20 protein-coding genes and 1 pseudogene are annotated in these 17,163 nt (G+C 72.3%); 9 read left to right on the forward strand and 12 right to left on the reverse strand.

Going from position 1 to position 17,163, the window contains the following annotated elements; translation table 11 throughout:
* Nucleotides 1–145: 145 nt before the first annotated feature.
* Nucleotides 146–1,603, reverse strand: coding sequence for an aldehyde dehydrogenase family protein (locus tag FVS66_RS30305; RefSeq protein ID WP_149184445.1), 1,458 nt, complete (start codon nucleotides 1,601–1,603; stop codon nucleotides 146–148).
* Nucleotides 1,604–1,680: 77 nt separating this feature from the next.
* Entirely contained in the window at nucleotides 1,681–2,544 is an 864-nt protein-coding gene (locus FVS66_RS30310; protein WP_262387291.1) for a helix-turn-helix transcriptional regulator, read from the reverse strand.
* Nucleotides 2,545–2,852: 308 nt separating this feature from the next.
* Here FVS66_RS30310 and FVS66_RS30315 point away from each other — a divergent pair, with 308 nt between their 5' ends.
* Entirely contained in the window at nucleotides 2,853–3,389 is a 537-nt protein-coding gene (locus FVS66_RS30315; RefSeq protein WP_149184447.1) for an ATP-binding protein, read from the forward strand.
* Nucleotides 3,390–3,548: 159 nt separating this feature from the next.
* On the opposite strand, the gene FVS66_RS30320 is transcribed toward FVS66_RS30315, so the two are convergent.
* The 5 genes from FVS66_RS30320 to rpmG all read right to left on the reverse strand — a co-directional run bounded on the left by FVS66_RS30320 (nucleotide 3,549) and on the right by rpmG (nucleotide 5,897).
* Nucleotides 3,549–3,797 (reverse strand): DUF397 domain-containing protein, encoded by a 249-nt coding sequence (locus tag FVS66_RS30320; RefSeq protein WP_187645758.1) that lies wholly within the window; start codon nucleotides 3,795–3,797, stop codon nucleotides 3,549–3,551.
* 268 nt (nucleotides 3,798–4,065) lie between these two features.
* Complete coding sequence (gene rpsR, locus FVS66_RS30325) at nucleotides 4,066–4,311, reverse strand: 30S ribosomal protein S18 (protein WP_149184448.1); 246 nt, start codon at nucleotides 4,309–4,311, stop codon at nucleotides 4,066–4,068.
* A 3-nt stretch (nucleotides 4,312–4,314) separates the two neighbouring features.
* The gene (locus FVS66_RS30330) at nucleotides 4,315–5,460 is read right to left on the reverse strand and encodes a GTP-binding protein (protein ID WP_149184449.1); all 1,146 of its coding nucleotides are present in this window, start codon (nucleotides 5,458–5,460) and stop codon (nucleotides 4,315–4,317) included.
* Nucleotides 5,460–5,726, reverse strand: a complete 267-nt coding sequence (locus tag FVS66_RS30335; protein ID WP_149184450.1) for a type B 50S ribosomal protein L31 — start codon at nucleotides 5,724–5,726, stop codon at nucleotides 5,460–5,462. Before FVS66_RS30335 ends, FVS66_RS30330 begins: the two co-directional genes overlap by 1 nt.
* Before the next feature lie 6 nt (nucleotides 5,727–5,732).
* The gene (gene rpmG / locus FVS66_RS30340; protein ID WP_149184451.1) at nucleotides 5,733–5,897 is read right to left on the reverse strand and encodes a 50S ribosomal protein L33; all 165 of its coding nucleotides are present in this window, start codon (nucleotides 5,895–5,897) and stop codon (nucleotides 5,733–5,735) included.
* A gap of 64 nt (nucleotides 5,898–5,961) precedes the next feature.
* On the opposite strand from rpmG, the gene rpmB reads away from it, so the two are divergent.
* From rpmB to FVS66_RS30355, 3 genes are all read left to right on the forward strand, one after another.
* Nucleotides 5,962–6,198, forward strand: coding sequence for a 50S ribosomal protein L28 (rpmB, locus tag FVS66_RS30345; protein WP_149184452.1), 237 nt, complete (start codon nucleotides 5,962–5,964; stop codon nucleotides 6,196–6,198).
* On the forward strand, nucleotides 6,198–6,503 hold the full coding sequence (gene rpsN / locus FVS66_RS30350) for a 30S ribosomal protein S14 (protein ID WP_149184453.1): 306 nt from the start codon (nucleotides 6,198–6,200) through the stop codon (nucleotides 6,501–6,503). The genes rpmB and rpsN overlap by 1 nt, the downstream gene beginning before the upstream one ends.
* A 61-nt stretch (nucleotides 6,504–6,564) precedes the next feature.
* Nucleotides 6,565–7,062: a hypothetical protein gene (locus FVS66_RS30355; protein ID WP_187645759.1), complete on the forward strand. Its 498-nt coding sequence runs from the start codon at nucleotides 6,565–6,567 to the stop codon at nucleotides 7,060–7,062.
* A 108-nt stretch (nucleotides 7,063–7,170) separates the two neighbouring features.
* Here the strand turns inward: FVS66_RS30355 and FVS66_RS30360 are convergent, their stop codons facing one another.
* Nucleotides 7,171–8,301 carry a DUF2786 domain-containing protein gene (locus FVS66_RS30360; RefSeq protein ID WP_149184455.1) on the reverse strand — a complete coding sequence of 377 codons (1,131 nt, stop codon included), beginning with the start codon at nucleotides 8,299–8,301 and terminating at the stop codon, nucleotides 7,171–7,173.
* A 230-nt stretch (nucleotides 8,302–8,531) separates the two neighbouring features.
* Between FVS66_RS30360 and FVS66_RS36325 the strand changes: the two are divergent.
* Together FVS66_RS36325 and FVS66_RS30370 are read left to right on the forward strand one after the other, a co-directional pair.
* A pseudogene (locus FVS66_RS36325) lies at nucleotides 8,532–8,747 on the forward strand (sugar O-acetyltransferase); the annotation flags it as partial.
* A gap of 49 nt (nucleotides 8,748–8,796) precedes the next feature.
* On the forward strand, nucleotides 8,797–10,464 hold the full coding sequence (locus FVS66_RS30370; RefSeq protein WP_149184456.1) for a bifunctional 3'-5' exonuclease/DNA polymerase: 1,668 nt from the start codon (nucleotides 8,797–8,799) through the stop codon (nucleotides 10,462–10,464).
* Between the two features lie 13 nt (nucleotides 10,465–10,477).
* Here FVS66_RS30370 and FVS66_RS30375 read toward each other — a convergent pair whose 3' ends face one another.
* From FVS66_RS30375 to FVS66_RS30390, 4 genes are all read right to left on the reverse strand, one after another.
* Nucleotides 10,478–11,740, reverse strand: coding sequence for a hypothetical protein (locus FVS66_RS30375; protein WP_262387292.1), 1,263 nt, complete (start codon nucleotides 11,738–11,740; stop codon nucleotides 10,478–10,480).
* A 78-nt stretch (nucleotides 11,741–11,818) separates the two neighbouring features.
* A complete protein-coding gene (locus FVS66_RS30380) occupies nucleotides 11,819–12,352 on the reverse strand; it encodes a SigE family RNA polymerase sigma factor (protein ID WP_149184458.1) in 534 nt (177 codons plus the stop codon).
* 233 nt (nucleotides 12,353–12,585) lie between these two features.
* Complete coding sequence (locus FVS66_RS30385) at nucleotides 12,586–12,975, reverse strand: rodlin (protein WP_149184459.1); 390 nt, start codon at nucleotides 12,973–12,975, stop codon at nucleotides 12,586–12,588.
* A 155-nt stretch (nucleotides 12,976–13,130) separates the two neighbouring features.
* Nucleotides 13,131–13,523 (reverse strand): rodlin, encoded by a 393-nt coding sequence (locus FVS66_RS30390; protein WP_149184460.1) that lies wholly within the window; start codon nucleotides 13,521–13,523, stop codon nucleotides 13,131–13,133.
* 205 nt (nucleotides 13,524–13,728) lie between these two features.
* Between FVS66_RS30390 and FVS66_RS30395 the strand changes: the two genes are divergently transcribed.
* The 3 genes from FVS66_RS30395 to FVS66_RS30405 all read left to right on the forward strand — a co-directional run bounded on the left by FVS66_RS30395 (nucleotide 13,729) and on the right by FVS66_RS30405 (nucleotide 17,074).
* Nucleotides 13,729–14,115 carry a DUF6479 family protein gene (locus tag FVS66_RS30395; RefSeq protein ID WP_149184461.1) on the forward strand — a complete coding sequence of 129 codons (387 nt, stop codon included), beginning with the start codon at nucleotides 13,729–13,731 and terminating at the stop codon, nucleotides 14,113–14,115.
* A 130-nt stretch (nucleotides 14,116–14,245) separates the two neighbouring features.
* Nucleotides 14,246–15,583 carry a cytochrome P450 gene (locus tag FVS66_RS30400; RefSeq protein ID WP_149184462.1) on the forward strand — a complete coding sequence of 446 codons (1,338 nt, stop codon included), beginning with the start codon at nucleotides 14,246–14,248 and terminating at the stop codon, nucleotides 15,581–15,583.
* Nucleotides 15,584–15,598: 15 nt separating this feature from the next.
* Complete coding sequence (locus tag FVS66_RS30405) at nucleotides 15,599–17,074, forward strand: aminotransferase class I/II-fold pyridoxal phosphate-dependent enzyme (RefSeq protein ID WP_149184463.1); 1,476 nt, start codon at nucleotides 15,599–15,601, stop codon at nucleotides 17,072–17,074.
* The last annotated feature ends 89 nt before the right edge of the window (nucleotides 17,075–17,163 follow it).

The following is a 17,163-nucleotide window of genomic DNA, read 5'->3' on the forward strand; positions in this document are numbered from 1 at the left end:
TCGATGCCCTGATCCGACGCGGACCACGCTAGGAGCCCTTGCGGTCAGATTCTGTCCGCAAGGGCTCGTCATCGCGGACGGGTTCTCCGGGGACTTCTCCGGGGACTACTCCGGGGACTACTCCGCGGGCTTCTCCGCGGCTGCCCTAGAAGGGGAAGCCGCTGCGCCCGTGCTGGACCGAGATCCACTTCTGGGTGGTGAACGCCTCCACCGTCGCCTCGCCGTTGAGACGCCCCAGGCCGGAGTGCTTCTCGCCGCCGAACGGCACGATCGGCTCGTCGTGGATGATGCCGTCGTTGATGTGGATCATGCCGGTGTGGACGCGCTTGGCGATCCGTACGCCGCGCTCGACGTCCGCCGTGTGGACGCCGCCGCTGAGCCCGTACGGAGTGTCGTTGGCGATGCGGACGGCCTCGTCCTCACCGTCGAACGGGATGAGGAGGACGACCGGGCCGAAGATCTCCTGGGAGAGCACGGGCGCGTCGGCCGGGATGTCGGTGAGAACGGTCGGCGGGACGACGTTGCCCTCGGTGGTGCCCCGCACCAGGGCGGTGGCGCCCGCCGCGAGAGCCTGCTCGACCGCGGTGGTGACGGACTCGGCCTGCGAGGAGTTGATCAGCGGTCCGAGGTGCGTGCCGGGATCGGCCGGGTCTCCGGTCTTCAGCGTCCGGACCTTCGCGACGAACTTCTCCGTGAACTCCGCCATGACGGACCGGTCGACCAGCACCCGGTTGGCCGCCATGCACACCTGACCCTGGTGCACGAACCGGCTGAAGACGGCCGCGTCGACGGCGTAGTCGATGTCGGCGTCGTCGAGGACGATGAGGGCGCTGTTGCCGCCCAGTTCGAGGACGGACCGCTTGAAGTGGGAGGCGCACACGGTGGCGACGTGCTTGCCGACACGGTCGGAGCCGGTGAAGGAGATGACTTTGGGCACCGGGTGCTCGATGAGCGCGTCCCCGATCTCCGCGATGTCGGTGACCACGACGTTCAGCACGCCGGGCGGCAGGCCCGCGTCCTCGAATACCTTCGCGACCATGGTGCCGCCGAGGATCGGCGTGTTCTGGTGCGGCTTGAGCACCACCGCGTTGCCGAGCGCCAGGGCCGGGGCGACCGACTTGATGGAGAGCAGGAAGGGGAAGTTGAAGGGGCTGATGACGCCGACGACACCGACGGGGAGCCGGTAGAGCCGGTTCTCCTTGCCGTCGATCGGCGAAGGCAGGATCCTGCCCGCCGGGTGCAGCGACAGGGAGACCGCCTCGCGCATGAACTCCCGGGCGAGGTGAAGCTCGAAGGCCGCCTTGACGCGCGTGCCGCCGAGCTCGGCGACGATCGCCTCGGTCAGCTCCTCCTCGCGCTCCTCGATGATCCGCACGGCGCGCTCGAAGACGGCGCGCCGCGTGTACGGATTGGTCTCGGCCCACGCGACCTGCGCTCTCTCGGCCGCGCGGTATGCCTGGTCGACCTCGTCGACGGTGGCGACGGTTATGGAGGCGAGCTTCTCCTCGTTGTACGGATTGAAGTCGATGATGTCCCACGAGCCGCCACCGGCCCGCCACTCACCATCGATGTACTGCAGGGCCAGATCTGTGAAGTAGGACATGCCATCCCTTCCGAAGGCCGTGTGGCCCACCGGGCCGCAGCAGGACACTCGTGACGAGACGTCATCCTACTTCTGTATCAGCCGAGTTGGAGGAGTCCCCTGAGGAGATCCCGACTCTCCTCGGGCCCCGGGCTGTCCGCGCGGAGCCGTTCCATGGCCCGCTCGTACTGGGACACCTCCTCGCGCTTGTCGAGGTAGAGAGCGCCCGTCAGCTGCTCCAGATACACGATGTCGGAGAGGTCCGACTCGGGGAAGCGGAGCATGGTGAACGCGCCGCTCTCGCCCGCGTGGCCGCCGAAGCTGAACGGCATCACCTGCAGCGTGACATTGGGCCGCTCGGACATCTCGATCAGATGCTTGAGCTGCTCGCGCATGACGGCCCGGTCGCCGTAGGGGCGGCGCAGCGCCGCCTCGTCGAGAACGGCGTGAAACTGCGGGGCCCGCTCGGAGACCAGCGTCTTCTGGCGCTCCAGGCGCAGGGCCACACGGCGGTCGATCTCGGCGGCGGGCGCGCCCCGCATGCCACGGGCGACGACCGCGTGCGCGTACGCCTCGGTCTGCAACAGTCCGTGAATGAACTGGACTTCGTAGATCCGGATGAGCGAGGCGGCGCCTTCCAGCCCGATGTACGTCTGGAACCACCCCGGCAGGACGTCGCCGTAACTGTGCCACCAGCCGGCGAGGTTGGCCTCGCGGACGAGGCCGAGGAGCGCGGCGCGCTCCTGGTCGTCGGTGACGCCGTAGAGCGTGAGCAGATCCTCCACATCCCTCGCCTTGAAGCTCACCCTGCCCAACTCCAGACGGCTGATCTTGGATTCGGACGCCCGGATCGAGTAGCCGGCGGCCTCGCGTGTGATGCCGCGCGACTCCCGCAGCCTCCTCAGCTGTGAGCCCAGCAGGATGCGCCGCACCACGGAACCGCCCGATTCAGTCGCGGTCACGTCTCCAACCCTCCCCATCGCTGATGTGTACGACGGAGCAACCCCCGAGCCCCGAGGATGTGGATTCTGCCACCAAAACACTCCGCCCCGTACTCGAACGATTACAGAATGGCGAACAGTTCGGCCACGACCGCGAAGATACCCCGAGGAAGATATGGCCAAGAACCGTCACGGGGTCGGACACGTCGGGCGCGTGCACGTGCATCTGCCCTTGCATCCGACCCTCCCTTTCGGAACCATGGTCCCCGCGCACCTGCGTAGTCGTTCGTGTTGTAGCACCACAGCTGCGAATCCGGGGAGTGCCTCGCATGGGGACGAATGGATCGACCATGCTCGAGCCGCTGAGGCAGGGGCTTCCTCCGATCGACGCCGCGTCCGTCTCGAGTTCCGCGTCCTGCGCACTGCCCGCCAGATACGAGGCCGTGCGCGGAGCGCGGCAGTTCACCGACACGACGCTGGCGCAGTGGAACCTCAGCGACCGGTTCGACGATGTGGCGCTCGTCGTGTCGGAGCTGGTCACCAACGCGCTGCGGCACGCGCTGCCCGCCGACACACCGCGCGACCACTCGCTCGACCCGCCCGTACGGCTGCATCTGATGCGGTGGGCGGGCCGCCTGGTGTGCGCGGTGCGCGACCCGAGCCCCGACACACCGGAGGCCAGGCAGACCGACGAGGACTTCTCGGCCGAGTCGGGGCGCGGGCTGTTCCTGGTCGAGTCGTTCAGCGACAGCTGGGGCTGGCACCCCTCCCCGAGCTCCCACCTCGACGCGGGCAGGGGGGTCAACGGCGGGGGACTGCACGGAAAGGTGGTCTGGGCGCTGTTCCGGCTCACGGACACCGCGTAGGACCCGTCACACCGGAGAACCGGAGGCCAAAAGCCCGGAGAGACCGGGCCGGCCGGAAGAGACGTCGGCACGAGGCCACGGGGGACTCGACGCCGATGAAGAGGGGCTCCGCTCGCGGAGCCCCTTTTTCCGTGGGTGCCGGCGGGGCGGCAGGGTGCTTCAGCCGCCCACCAGATGGTCGAATTCCCCGTCCTTGACGCCGAGCAGCAGCGCTTCGATCTCCGCAGGGGTGTAGACGAGGGCCGGGCCTTCGGGGTGCCGCGAGTTGCGCACCGCCACATTTCCGCCGGGCAGTTTGGCGAACTCCACGCACGAGCCCTGGGAATTGCTGTGGCGGCTCTTCTGCCAGACGACCCCATGAAGCTCCGTGGCCGCCATGCCGTTGTACACGTTCAACACGTGGTGCACAGGACGCTCCCCGAGTCACATGAGTTACATGAGTGAGTGATGTTGCAGGTGTCAACTATCCGGGATCATAGCTGCGTTCACCTGCGATTGCATGAGCAGATGCACGTGCACGGGGGGTGTTCCTCCGACTACTCAGACGCGCGCGAACTTCGTCGGGCTCCTTCCGCTTGTACCCATTCGGAAAAGCGGCCGTACAGGGCCGCACAACGCGGAAAAGGGGCCTCCCCCGCGCGCGTGCGCGGGGAAAGCCCCTCCGAGGGGTTTGCGGTCAGCGGGCCGACGAGGCGTACGGCAGCAGCGCCATCTCGCGGGCGTTCTTGACGGCGCGGGCCAGCTGCCGCTGCTGCTGGGCGGAGACACGGGTCACCCGTCGGCTGCGGATCTTGCCACGGTCCGAGATGAACTTCCGCAGCAGGTCGGTGTCCTTGTAGTCGATGTATGTGATGCCGGCCCTGTCCAGGGGGTTGGGGCGGGCCTTCGCGGGCTTGCGGTCGGCGGGGCGGCGCGGGGACATGGGTCAGACCTCCAGGAGGGTGTCGAAGGCGGGCGGCAGCCGCTTCCAGGCGGCGCGGCCCGCGGCGTACTCGGCGTCGGTGAGCAGGCAGGAGTCGAGGAGCCGGGACAGCCCGTCGCGGTCCAGACCGGGCGAGGTGAAGACCAGGTGCTGGCAGCGGTCCCCCTGCTCCGGGTCCCAGTCCAGCGCGGCGGCGGCGCGGCGCACGGGCGGGACCATCTCCCAGGCGCCGTCCGGCAGCGAGGCCAGCCAGGGACCGGCGCTCTCGACGCACAGGGCGCCTCCGGCGGCGTCCCAGTGCAGCAGCGTGTCGGGCCGGTCCGCGAGCCAGAACCGGCCGCGGCTTCGGGCGGCGGCGCACGCCAGGTCCTCCAGCGCCGCGTACAGCCGCTCGGGGTGGAACGGGCGGCGGCTGCGCCACACGTACGTGCCGACGCCCGCCGCCTCCGCCTCCTGCGGGAGCAGCGCGCACGCCGGATGCTGGGCGGCCGCCGCGGCCTCCACGTCGAACCCGGCGAGCGCGGCCGCGGCCAGCTCCCCGTCGGGTACGTCCGTGACGGCGGCCCTCCGGGCGGTCGGGTGGAGCTGGACGAGCAGCGCCCGGTCCTCGTCGTCGGCCTCGGGGCTGTCCAGGACGGCGAGCACGGGGGCGTACTCCAACTGGCGGGCCCACGTGTCGGCGACGGTGCGCCGGTCGGTGGGGGCGGCCGCGAGCCCGGCGTCCATGAGGTCGTCGCCGTTGCCCAGGTACGGCAGGACGAGGGCGGGGTCCACGGCCGTGACGACGCCGGTCAGGTCGAGCCCGGCGGCGGCCACGACCTCGGCCATCGCCCTGGGCTCGACGGAGTCCCACAGCTCGACGACCGCGAGCCGGGTCAGGCCCGCGTCGGCGAGCCGCTCCAGCTCGGGCACCAGGTCCTCGCGGAGCGCGCAGCACGCGCAGTCGTTGACAAGCGGCGTCTCGCCGGACGACAGCACGCCAGTGGCGTCGCGGACGGTCCGCAGGACCGCGCCCCGTTCGGCGGCCGACAGGTCGTGGTGGAGCGCGACACTGCCCGGCACGGTGGTGAGCAGCCGCTCGACGGCGGCCTTGCGGGCGTCGGAGTGGAGCCCGCCGACGATGGCGACGGAGAGGGGGACGGACGGCATCAGCGGACCCCGCGTCGTCCGGCCCCGGCGCCGTAACGCCGCTCGAACCGCTCCACGCGCCCGGCCGTGTCCAGGACGCGCGTCTGGCCCGTGTAGAAGGGGTGGCTGGCGGAGGAGATCTCCACGTCGACGACGGGATAGGTGTTCCCGTCCTCCCACTCGACCGTCTTGTCGCCGGTCAGGGTCGACCGGGTGAGGAAGGCGAAGCCGCCTGCCTTGTCACGGAAGACGACGGGCCCGTACGGGGGATGGATTTCCGGCTGCATGGCGGCTCAGCGCTCCTCTCGGAAGTCGACATGTCGGCCGGCGACCGGGTCGTACTTGCGCAGGGTCAGGCGGTCGGGGTCGTTCCGGCGGTTCTTGCGGGTCACGTACGTGTAGCCGGTGCCGGCGGTGGACCGGAGTCTGATGATCGGGCGGAGTTCGTTGCGGGCCATGAGGGTTACAGTAGATGGAAATGGTTTCCATTACCAAGACAGCGTTCCGAGAGGTAGGTCACCCTTGTCCGCCCACTGCCAGCTGACCGGCGCCCAGCCGGGCTTCGGCAACCGCGTCTCGCACTCCCACCGGCGTACGCCCCGCCGCTTCGACCCCAACATCCAGCGCAAGCGCTACTGGCTGCCCAGCGAGGGCCGGTACGTCCGGCTCACCCTCAGCACGAAGGGCATCAAGACCGTCGACACCATCGGCATCGAGGCCGCCGTGGCCCGTATCCGCGCGCGTGGGGTGAAGATCTGATGGCGAAGAAGAGCAAGATCGCACGCAACGAGCACCGCAAGACCGTCGTCGAGCGGTACGCGGCCCGCCGCGCCGCACTCAAGGAACTCATCCGCAGCCCCGGCACCCCCGAGGCGGAACGCCTGGCCGCCCAGGCGGAGTTGCGCCGCCAGCCGCGCGACGCCAGCCCTACCCGGGTGCGCAACCGGGACGGCGTGGACGGCCGACCCCGCGGCCACCTGCGGAAGTTCGGCCTGTCGCGGGTGCGCGTCAGGGAACAGGCGCACGCCGGGTTCCTCCCCGGCGTACGCAAGTCGTCCTGGTAGGCGCCGTACGGGCTCCTGGTAGCTTGGCGCGGTCTTTTCAACCGACAAGGGGGACTTGATCGTGCAGAAGCTCGTACGGAACGGTGTGGTGGCCGCGGCCGCGCTGGCCGCGGCCGTCGCACTGACCGCCTGCGGCTCGGGCTCCGGCAAGAGCGACGACGCGGACAAGGGCGGCTCCACCGCACCGTCCGCCGGCGCCTCGCCGGACGCGGGCGCCGGAAGCGTGGCACTCGCCGACGCCGAGGGCTCCTGGATCGGCGTCACGGACGGCAAGCCCGTCACGCTGACGATCAGCAAGGGCGGCCATGCCGTGGTCGTCAGCGACGCCCATGTCTGCCAGGGCACCGCCAAGGAGGCGGACTCACTGACGCTCGACCTCACGTGCAAGGACGGCAACACCGACCGCACGTCGGGCACGGTGCGGGCGGCGGACGGCACAAAACTGGTCGTCGCCTGGGACTCCGGCAGGACGGACACGCTCGCGAAGCCGACCGGCAGCGAGCTGCCCCCGGGCCTCCCCTCCATCCCGCCGCTTCCGTCGCTGCCGCCGCAGCCGTAGGCCCGTCGACGGCCCCCGACACCGGGGGCCGTCGTATCCGTCGTTTCCCCTTCGTCACCTGCGTCGTCATCGCCGCCCACCCCGGCGCAATGGAGGCGGAACGGTCCGTCAGGGGGGCGCCGCGCGACCCGTGTCGGCCCGGTCGGCCGCGGCTGTGCCGTGGTCCCAGCCGGCCGGGTCCGTGGCGCCCCGGACCCGCGCCGTCGTGGTCTGCGGGAACATGCGGTCCGTACGGGCCGTGACCGCGACGTCCCGCGCCGCCAGGACCGGGAGCAGCGTCGGCTCCTCGGCGGCGACCCGGCGGGACGTGGCCGACAGCCGGTCGCCCAGGCGGTGGGCGTACGCCAGCAGGAACGACTGACGGAACGTCTTGGTCCGCTTCCGGCCGCCCGCTCTCTGGGCCGCCTCCGCCTTCGTCATCGCGGCCGTCCCCTGCACCAGCAGCGAGGTGTGGAGCAGCTCCACCGCCTCCAGGTCCGGTTCGAAGCCGACGACGGTCGAGAAGCCGAACGCCTCGTTCCACACCGCGCGGCAGCGGTTCGCCGACGCGACGGCGTCGAGCAGGATCGCCTTCGCCGTCTCGTACGGGGCGTCCACACCGATCCGTACGGCGGCGGGCTCATCGGCGCTGTGCGTGCGCGCCGCCAGCGCCGCCTCGTCCAGGCTGTACCGCGCCATCAGCTCCTGCGCCTTCGCGGTGAGCGCCTCCGCCTCCTCCGGGTATCCGGTCGCCTCCGCCTTGGCCAGCAGCGCCCTGATCCGGGCCAGCATCCGCGGCTCGCCCGCCACCGGCCCGGTGACCGGGGCGGAGCCGGGCGGCGGGCCGACCGGTTCGATCGCGGGCAGCCGGGCGAGAAGCCGGTACAGCTCCAGCACGGCCGTGGCGTACGAGAAGCGGTCGGCCCGCCGGGGCGTGGTGTCGAGCGCGTCGAGCGCGTCGAGCTGGTCGCGCCAGCGCGGGGGCAGGTGGGCGTACCCGGCCGTCTCGCCGGCGATCAGCCCGCCGGCCACGCGCGCGTGGTGCTCGTCGAGGTCCCGGCGGACCAGCCGCAGCACATCGGCGGGCTGCCAGCCGCGCGCCCACGCCCGGCGTACCAGCTCCTCGCCGCGCCGGGCCAGTTCGGCGTCCGCGCCGGGATCGGCGGCCAGCAGCGACGCACCCGTGTCGAGGGCGGCGGTGCCGTCGCTGTACAGGGCGGCCGCCAGGGCGCGCTCGACGGTCGTGCCGGCGGCGCTCATGCCGACCGGGCCCGGCTGCGCCCGTCGTGGGCGACGCGGCGGTCCTCGCCGTTCGTCTCCGTGTGCGCCACGCGCATGCGGGTGCCTCCTTACGCTCTCGACGCCCTCCGCACACCATGGTCGCAGCGCACAGAACACGCGGACCGCGCGGGCACAGTACGGGGGGCGGCGATGGGCGCGTACCACGCGAACCGCCCGCCCCGCGGGCCGGGCGGGGGCGGATCCCGCCGGACACCGGACGGCGCCGCGCCGGGTGGGAGAAGGGCGAGCCGATCACGATCGGGGTCGGCGTCCGGCTGCGCGGCGGCGTGATCGTCTGCCGGGTGTGACGATCAGGCGCCGACACGGTGGTCGGCGCCTGATCGGTCGTCACGGAGGACCTGGCGACCGGGGTGCTCGCGGTCGGCGGCCCTGCCCGGGTGATCCGCGGCCTCCTGCCCGGGTGACCGGCGGGCGTCCGGGGGATTGTCAGTGCCGGGTGCGAGACTCGCACCCGTGAGCGATCGGTGGGCGCTGGACGGTGTCGAGGGCGGCGGGGCGCGGCTCGTCCCCCTCGGCCGGGACGGGCTGCCCGCCGGCCCGGTCGTCACCGAGCCGGACCTGGTGGCGGCGGTGCGGGCGCGGCCTGAGGTCGGCCGGTGGGTGTGGCGGTCCACGGCCGATGTCTTCCCACGCCTCCTCGCGGCGGGGGTCGGGGTCGAGCGGTGTTACGACATCGAGGCCGCCGAGCAGCTTCTCCTCGGCCATGAGGGGCGGCTGGGCGAGCCCCGGTCGGCGGCGGCCGCCTGGGCGCGGCTGCACGACCGGCCGGTGCCGCCCGATCCCCCGGCGCGGGCGGCCGAGCCGGGCTCGCAGTCGTCGCTGTTCGAGGCGGAGCCCACCGGGCCGGGGCTGCCGTTCGACGGGCTGCTGGAGGTCTATGCCGAGCAGCAGCGAAGACACGGGGCCGCCGAGCACCCGGACCGCATGCGGCTGCTGACCGCGGCCGAGTCGGCCGGGATGCTGGTGGCCGCCGAGATGCACCGGGCGGGTCTGCCGTGGCGGGCGGACGTACACCGGGCGGTGCTCCACGAGCTGCTGGGCGAGCGGTACGCGGGCGGGGGCGAGCCGCGCCGGCTGGCGGAGCTGGCGGACCAGGTGTCGGCGGCGTTCGGCCGCCGGGTGCGGCCGGACCTGCCGGCGGATGTGGTGAGGGCGTTCGCGGAGACCGGGATCAAGGTGCGGTCGACACGGCGCTGGGAGCTCGCGGAGGTGGACCATCCGGCGGTCGAGCCGCTCCTCGCGTACAAGACGCTGTACCGGATCTGGACGGCGCACGGCTGGAGCTGGCTGCGGGACTGGGTCCGCGACGGGCGGTTCCGGCCGGAGTACGTGCCGGGTGGCACGGTCAGCGGGCGGTGGACGACAAACGGCGGCGGGGCGCTGCAGATCCCGAAGGTGATCCGGCGGGCGGTCGTCGCGGACGAGGGCTGGCGGCTGGTCGTGGCGGACGCCGACCAGCTGGAGCCGCGCGTGCTGGCGGCGGTCTCCCGCGACCCGGGTCTGATGGAGGTGGCGGGGCACGACGGCGATCTGTACACACGCCTGTCGGACCGGGCGTTCGCGGGGAGCCGCGACCAGGCGAAGCTGGCGCTGCTGGGCGCGGTCTACGGGCAGACCAGCGGGGACGGGCTGAAGAACCTGGCGGCGCTGCGGCGCCGGTTCCCGCGCGCCGTGGCGTACGTCGACGACGCGGCGCGCGCGGGCGAGGAGGGCCGGCGGGTACGCACATGGCTGGGCCGGACCAGTCCGAGCGCCGTGGGCGCCGGAGAGGCCGAGGAGGCCGGCATCCCCCAGGACGACGACGGGGCGGCCGCGGGCGGCGGGGCGGCGGCCCGCGCCCGGGGCCGGTTCACCCGGAACTTCGTGGTGCAGGGCAGCGCCGCCGACTGGGCGCTGCTGATGCTGGCCGCGCTGCGCCGCGCGACCGCCGGGATGCGGGCGGAGCTGGTGTTCTTCCAGCACGACGAGGTGATCGTGCACTGCCCCGCGGAGGAGGCGGAGGCGGTCGCGGGGGCGATCTGCGCGGCCGGTGACCTGGCCGGGCGGATCGCCTTCGGGGACACGCCGGTGCGGTTCCCGTTCACGACGGCGTCTGTGGAGCGCTACTCGGACGCGAAGTAGCGACGCGGCGGCGTCACTGCTTCAGCTTGAGCCACTTCTCGCTGATGGCGATGGCCTTCAGCTGCTCCATGCCGAGTGCGGGCTCGGCGCGGTTCGGGTCGCCGTGGGCCGTGGCCTTGTTCCAGCCGGAGACGACGACCCGGTAGCCGCCGGGCCGCATGGTGTCGACGTTCCACCACACCTCGCCGGGCTTGTCGCCCCTCCGCTTGTGGACGGCGACCTTGGTGCCGTCGGGCAGCGTGGTGTACGAGCCCTCCGGAAAGAGCTGGGACTCGACGTCGCTCATGTCCGGCTGGGCGTTGACCTCCACGAGGCTCCCGCCCTCGCCGTCGTCGACGACCGCGTACGCGTACTCGCCGTCACCGCCCTCGGCCGTCACCTCCAGCCCCTTGGGCAGCAGGGACATGAAGGTGGGCCGCACGGCGGCGCCGTCGAACCCGTCGCGGCCCGTCCCGGCGCCCGGCTGCCCGGGGTCGGCCGGGTCGCCATCGTTCTGCCAGGCCCCGGACGGGTCCGGTACGGCGGCGGCGACGGGCCGCCACTCCTCGGCGGTGACGATGCGCTTCATCTCCGCCGGGGTGAACGGCGGGTCGGTGCGGGAGACGGGGGCGCCCTTCTCGGCGGGCGCGTTCCATGCGCTCAGGTCGGTGACGATCCCGTTCTTGTAGTACGTCGCCCGCCAGAGCTTGGTGGGCTCGCGCCTGTCCGGATATTCGTAGCCCTGGTAGATCATCAGCTGGGCGCCGCCGGGGAGCTTCTCCACGGTGCAGTCGTCGTAGGTGTTGATCACCTTGTCGGGGCACTCGGTGGTGCCCACCGAATTCGGGGCGGTCCGGTAGAAGCCCAGGCCGACCGCCGCCCTGCCCTGGCCGTCGTCGAGGACGCCGCTGATCATCGGCCCGCGTTCGTCCGCGGTGCCCCGCGCCACGGCGTCGGTCAGCTCGCCGCGCGGCACGACCTTCCTGAAGGTGGCGATCAGCCGGTCGGCGCCGATGTCCCCGGCGGGCGGGACGGACGTGCTCGGCCGTGGGCCGTCGGGCGCGGCGACCGAGGAACCCCCGTTCCCCCGGTCACCGCCCCCACCGGCCCCGCCGCCGAGCGCGCCCGCCGCGTAGACGCCACCGACGCTCACCAGGGCGAGCCCCAGAACACCGCCGGTGACCACCCCGACCCGGCGCCGCACGACGCGGCGGCGCCCCCGGGCCACTCCCCCGGCCACCAGGCGGCGGCCGTCGTCCGAGCCGAATGCGTCTCCGGTGCGGCGAAGAGCGGCCATGAGATCCTCCTCGAACCTCTCATCTGCAGACATGCCGAACCCCCAAGTCCGGTTCATGGTGGAACACGATTGAACGATTCAGCAGGCGGCGTACTCGACGAGACTGCCGCCGAGCCCGTCCCGGAGCCTGGCCAGCGCGCGCACCGACCGGGTGCGTACGGCGGCGGAGCTGACCCGCATGATCTGGGCGGTCTCCTCGATGCTGCGATCCTCCCAGTACCGCAGGACGACGACCGCCCGGTCCTTGGGCGCCAGCTCGGCCAGGGCGTCGAGCAGCGCGACCCGTAGCTCCGGGTCGTCGCCGGGCGCGGGCGGCTGAGCCACGTCCGGCAGCTCGCCGAGCGGCCGCTCGCCGGCGGAGCGGCGCCGCCGGTGGCTGAGGAAGGTGCGCACCAGCACGGTCTGGGCGTACGCGGCCGGGTTGTCGATCCGTACCGCGCGGCCCAGCAGGCCGGTCCGCCCCCACAGGGCGTACATCCGGCCGAGGGTCTCCTGCACCAGGTCCTCCGCGAGATGGGTGTCACCGCTGGTGAGCAGGCAGGCCGAGCGGAAGAGCTGCCCGGACTGTGCCGTGGCGAACTCCAGGAACTCCTCCGTGCGGGACCTTCTCATGCCCTCCCCTTCGCACCGCTGCCATCGTTCACCTCACCGACGCGGTGACCATGCGGGAATGTTTCACATGGATTCCGGCGCGCGGACGCGGGTGGGATGGGACACGGGTCAGGACACGGGTCTGGACATGGATCTGGACATGGGTGCGGACATGGGTGCGGACATGGGCGGGCCCCGCACCCGTGGTCTCGGATGCGGGGCCGGCCCATGCGCTCCCTGTCAGCGGGGCGGTGTCACCTGACGCTGGCGGACCCGTTCTCGGAGAGGACGTTCCCCAGGATGTGCGACAGGGCGCTGTCACCCTTGACCGCCGTGGAGCTCTCCGCGCACTGCTGGTCCTGGGTGTCGTTGAGGATGTCCTCGACGCCGACGTTGGCCAGGGCGGCGATGTTCTGGACGCCGGCCTGGACCGGCATACCCAGGCAGGGCTTGTTGACGGAACCCTGGACCAGCCCGATCTGCGGGCTCATCTGCCCGCCGGTCACGGTGTTCCCGTAGGACTGCGTGGCGAAGTTGCCGTTCTGGGTGTCCACGCCGTGGTCACCGGTCGCGGCGGCCATCGGCGCGCCCGCACCCAGGACGGCCGCAGCGACACCGGCGCCGGCCAGAACCTTCTTGATCATGGTTGTTCCTTCTCGTCGAGAGACCCGGCGTCCGGGTCGTCCTGCCGCACCCGCAGGCGGGGCGCATGGTTTGAAAGATGGAGCGGTGGCCGGAAGGGCCACGAGGAACCGGCTCGGGCAGCGCTTCACACGCGCGGGCCGGCCGCGGCACGCCGTCAGCCGGCGGCCATGGCGCCGTTCTCGGAGAGGACGTTCTCCAGGATGTGCGACAGGGCACTGTCACCCTTGACCGCCGTGGAGTTCTCCGCGCACTGCTGGCTCTGCGTGTCGCTGAGGATGTCCTGAACGCCGACGTTGGCCAGGGCGAGGACGTTCTGGACGTCGGCCCCTTGGACCGGCATACCCAGGCAAGGCTTGTTGAACGAGCCCTGGACGAGCCCGATCTGCGGGCTCATGTACCCGCCCGTGTACGTGTTGCCGTAGGTCTGCGTGGCGGAGTTGCCGTTCTGGGTGTCAACGCCGTGGTCGCCGGTCGCGGCGGCCATCGGCGCACCGGCGCCGAGGACGGCGGCCGCGACGCCGGCGGTTGCCAGAGCCTTCTTGATCATTACGTGATCCTTCTCGTCGAGAGACCCGGTCTCGGGTCGCCCTGCCCAACACCGCGGCGCTGTTCAGGTTGCGCGACGTCACTCGAAGAGCGCAATCAATGAATAAAGGCTCAGAATTCCTACGACGATAGTGCGCGTGGCCATAAATGAGGGTGGCCCTGGTAAACGCATGTCTGATTCACGCCGGGGTGGGTACTCCTATTTTATGAACGGTCTCATCACGTACGGCGCGGAATTCGCCGAGTCACACTTCCTCAAGGGCGGCATCGGGCAGCTCATCGCCGGGCTTCTGGTCGTCTCGTTCCTGCTCGGCGCCTTCTGGCTGGGCCGGCGGATCTGGATGAAGGAGGCGGCTCCGCCGAAGCCGGAGGATCAGCCGCATCGCCCGCCGGATTCCGGGATCCCCGGCGAGGTGGAGGGGCATCGGAGGCCGGCGGAGGTACCGAGGAGCGAGCGGCGGATGATGCCGTACGAGTTCAAGCACGAGAGCACCGAGCCGGACACGTCGCCCGTGTCCGAGGAGGACCAGAAGTGGCGCGGCGCGCCGAGCGGCGGCTTCGGCAGCGGCGGGCCTACCACGGGCGGCGGCTGACCGCCTGAACGTGCAGTTCCCGGGCCTACGTCCCCTCCGGGCCCGGGAACTGCTCCCGGCTGCCCGGGCCCGCTTCGGCCCCGGGCGACGCGGCTCGTTTTGCGGGGGTGGGCCGGGGCACTCGGGGGACATGGTGCGGATGGAGGCGGTGCCCCGGAAGGCTTCGGGGCGGGACGCGGCCCGGGTCGCCGCGGTGGTGGTGGCGCCCACGCTCGCCGCCGGTGTGGTCGTACGGCGGCGCAGCGGGATGGCCCTGGCCGAGCGGTACGCCGTCGACCGACGGGCCATCGGACTGCTCGGAGAGCTGCGGCGGCGGTACGGCCCCGAGCCTTTGCGGGTGCAGCTGGCCGGCCGGCACTTCGTGCTCGTGCTGGACCCCGAGGACGCGATACACGTCCTGGACCGCACGCCCGATCCGTACTCCCCCGCCACCCGCGAGAAGCGGGCCTCGCTGGAGCAGTTCCAGCCACACGGGCTGCTGATCTCACGGGGCGCCGAGCGGGCCGCGCGGCGGGCACTCAACGAGACCGTCCTGGAGACCGGCAACCAGCTGCACAGCCTCGCCCCCCGGCTCGTACGCACCGTCCGCGAGGAGGCCGGGGCACTGTTGGCGGCCACGGGCGGCGAGCAGGGCGAGCTCGGGTGGGACGACTTCGCCCGGGGCTGGAACCGGGCCGTACGGCGTGCGGTGCTCGGGGACGCCGCCCGGGACGACACAGCGCTCACCGCCATGCTCAGCCGGCTCCGCGCCGCCGCCAACTGGTCCGCCGCCGCCCCGCGCCGCACCGGCCTGCGGGAGCGCTTCGAGCAGCGGCTGCGCGCCCATGTCGAGCGTGCCGAACCGGGCAGTCTCGCGTCCGCGATGGCCAGGGCACCGGCCGCGCCGGGCACCGACCCCGCCGGGCAGGTGCCACACTGGCTCTTCGCCTTCGAGGCGGGCGGCATCGCCGCGTGGCGGGCCCTCGCCCTGCTGGCCACGCACACGGCGAAGGACACCCAGGTACGCAACGAGGTGGCTGTCACCGACCTGACCGAGCCCCGGCTCCTCCCGTACACCAGGGCCTGTGTCCTGGAGTCGGTACGGCTCTGGCCCACGACCCCGTTCCTGCTGCGCGAGGCCGTGCGGGACACCAGCTGGGGCGACGGTACGTTCCCCGTGGGCACCGAGTTCCTGATCTACACGCCGTTGTTCCACCGGGACGACGCCCTGCCGTACTCCGACCGGTTCATGCCCGAGATCTGGCTCGACGGGACCGCGCAGGACACCCCCGGCCTCTTCCCGTTCAGCGCCGGACCGGGTGCCTGCCCCGGCGAGGACCTGGTGCTGTTCCTCTCGTCGACGCTGCTCGCCGCCCTCGTGGAGCGGCACACCTATCTGCCGGACAGGCCCGGGCGGCTGCGGCCCGACCGACCACTGCCCCGCACCCTCGACCACTTCGGACTGCGATTCGCGGTGCTCCCGCACTGAGGCAGGTGGCACCCCATGTCCCTGAACCGTCTCGACCATCTGGGTGCCCCGGTCCTCGAAGCGATCGACCGCTACCACGAGATGGGGACGCTGGCCTTCGCGCCGCCCGGCCACAAGCAGGCCAGGGGCGCCGACCCGGCCGTGCGCAAGGTGCTGGGCGACGCGGTGTTCAAGTCGGACGTGCCCGTGTCGGGCGGCCTCGACGACCGGCGCGCCAGCGGCGGCGTCCTCCACCGCGCCGAACAGCTGATGGCCGACGCCGTCCACGCCGACCACGCCCTGTTCACCAGCTGCGGCAGTTCCCTCGCCGTGAAGGCGGCCATGCTGACGGTCGCGGGGCCGCACGACACACTGCTGATCGGGCGGGACGCGCACGAGTCGGCCGTGGCCGGGCTCATCGTGTCGGGCATCCAGCCGGTGTGGGTGGAGCCCCAGTGGGACGAGCGGCTGCGGATCTCGTACCCGCCGTCCCCCGCCGCGTACGAGGCCGCCTTCGAACGCCACCCGGACGCGCGCGGCGCCCTGGTGACCAGCCCCACGGCGTACGGTGCGTGCGCCGCCCTCGACGAGATCGCCCGGGTGTGTCACCGGCACGGCGCACCGCTGATCGTCGACGAGGCGTGGGGCGCGCATCTGCCGTTCCACCCGGACCTCCCGTCCTGGGCGATGGACGCGGGCGCGGACCTGGCGTTCACAAGCATCCACAAGATGGGCAGCGGCCTGGAGCAGGGCTCGGTCTGCCATCTGCGGAGCGGCCTCGTCGACCCGGCGGTGCTCAGGTCCCGCGCCGACCTGCTGGGCACCACCTCGCCGTCGGTGCTCATCTACGCCGGGCTGGACGGCTGGCGACGGCAGATGGTGCTGTACGGCCGGGAACTGCTCGGCGAGGCCCTGCGGCTGGCTCACGAGGTGCGCGGCGAGATCGACCGGATCGAGGGCCTGCACGTGTACGGGGGCGCGGAGCTCACCGGACCGGGCCGCGGCGCAGACTTCGACCCGCTGCCGGTGGTCGTCGACGTGTCCGGCCTCGGCACCACGGGCTACCGCGCGGCCGACTGGCTGCACGGCCACCGCAGCATCGACGTCCATATGAGCGACCACCGCAGGATCGGCGCGCAGCTCACTTACGCGGACTCCCGCGCCACCACCGCGCCGCTGCTGGACGCGCTGCGCGAGCTGGCCGAGCACGCCGACGAGGTGGCCGACGCCCGCCTGGCCGACGTGCCCGGCCCGGCCGAGCTGCGCATGGAACAGGTGTGCCCGCCGCGCGACGCGTTCTTCGCCGCGTTCGAGGACGTGCCGGTGGGCGAGGCGGCCGGCCGGGTCGCCGCCGAGATGATCACGCCGCACCCGCCCGGTGTCCCGGTGGTCCTGCCGGGTGAGCGGCTCACGGAACCGGTGCTGACCTATCTGACGTCGGGGGGGTCGGCGGGCATGCACATCCGCGATGCGGCGGATATCCGTCTGCGGACAGTGCGGGTGCGCGCGTGACGGCTGTGACATGATGCGAGGGCCTCGCCACGCGCTGTGAACGGAAGGGTTGGCATGGCCTCAGGCGCCGGAAAGTGGGAGCGGGTGCC

The sequence above is a fragment of the Streptomyces sp. TRM49041 genome (assembly GCF_008271805.1).
In the GTDB taxonomy this organism is placed as follows: domain Bacteria; phylum Actinomycetota; class Actinomycetes; order Streptomycetales; family Streptomycetaceae; genus Streptomyces.